The organism is Arthrobacter sp. JCM 19049, from assembly GCF_001310435.1.
The window spans coordinates 1-1,284 of record NZ_BAXF01000563.1; the positions used below are offsets into that span (position 1 = coordinate 1).

The window sequence follows — 1,284 nt, forward strand, 5'->3', positions numbered from 1 at the left end:
GCCAAGGCGGTCGCCCACTCGCTGGCCGCCCGCGCCGCCGCGAAGTCCGGGCGCACCGAGGCCCGCAGCTACTTCCTGAACATCAAGGGCCCGGAGCTGCTGGACAAGTACGTGGGCGAAACCGAACGCCACATCCGCCTGATCTTCGCCCGTGCCCGGGAAAAGGCGCTGCACGGGGACCCGGTGGTGGTGTTCTTCGACGAAATGGACTCGCTGTTCCGCACCCGCGGCACCGGGGTGTCCTCCGATGTGGAGACCACCATTGTCCCGCAGCTGCTGGCCGAGATCGACGGCGTGGAGCGGCTGGACAATGTGATCGTGATCGGCGCGTCAAACCGTGAGGACATGATCGACCCGGCGATCCTGCGCCCGGGCCGGCTGGATGTGAAGATCAAGATCCGCCGCCCCACCGCCGAGGGTGCCGCGGAGATCTTCGGCAAGTACCTGACCACCGACCTGCCGCTGCACGAATCCGAGGTCGCCGCCGACGGCGGGGACGCGCAGGCCACCGTGCAGCGCATGATCCACGGCACCGTGGCGGACATGTTCGCCACCGACGCTCCAACCAGTACCTGGAGGTCACCTACGTCAACGGGGACACCGAGATCCTGTACTTCAAGGACTTCGCCTCCGGAGCGGTGATCCGCAACGTGGTGGACCGGGCCAAGAAGCGGGCCATCAAGGCGCTGCTGACCACCGGGGAACGCGGGCTGAAGATGGAGTACCTGCTGGCCGCGGTGCGTGAGGAGTTCGCCGAACACGAGGACATGCCCAACACCACCAACCCGGATGACTGGGCCCGGATCTCCGGGCGCAAGGGGGAGAAGATCAGCCACATCCGCTCCCTGGTCGATGCGCGGGGTGCCCAGTGAGCGCCCGGCGGCTGGTCGGGCTGGAGACCGAGTACGGGGTCATCCGCCCGGGCATGCCCAAGGCCAACGCCACCGTGCTCTCCGCCCAGATCGTGGACGGCTACGCCCAGCTGGTGCGCCACGGGGACGCGGCCAGGCGCGCCGCCCGCTGGGACTACAGCGACGAACCCCGCTGCGTGATGCGCGCGGCTACACCATCAGCCGCGAGCAGGCCCACCCCAGCCAGCTGACCGACGTGGAACCGACCGTGGAGGAGACCAAGGTCTGGGACGCGGAGTCCATCGCCCTGGACGGCGGGGATGCGCGCATCGGGCGCACCCTGTACCAGGAGGCCGAGTCCACCGACGTGGTGATGAACATGGTGCTGGGCAACGGCGCGCGGCTCTACGTGGACCACGCCCACCCCGAATAC

General features: G+C 68.7%; 2 protein-coding genes and 1 pseudogene. All 3 read left to right on the plus strand.

Annotated elements, in window-relative coordinates; translation table 11 throughout:
- A pseudogene (locus JCM19049_RS14470) lies at positions 1–872 on the plus strand (AAA family ATPase); the annotation flags it as partial.
- Positions 869–1,102, plus strand: coding sequence for a proteasome accessory factor PafA2 family protein (locus JCM19049_RS14475; RefSeq protein WP_054821922.1), 234 nt, complete (start codon positions 869–871; stop codon positions 1,100–1,102). The pseudogene JCM19049_RS14470 and the gene JCM19049_RS14475, both read left to right, overlap by 4 nt.
- Positions 1,069–1,284: proteasome accessory factor PafA2 family protein (locus JCM19049_RS21155; RefSeq protein ID WP_279403288.1), on the plus strand; the 216-nt coding region annotated here is incomplete at its 3' end. The genes JCM19049_RS14475 and JCM19049_RS21155, both read left to right, overlap by 34 nt.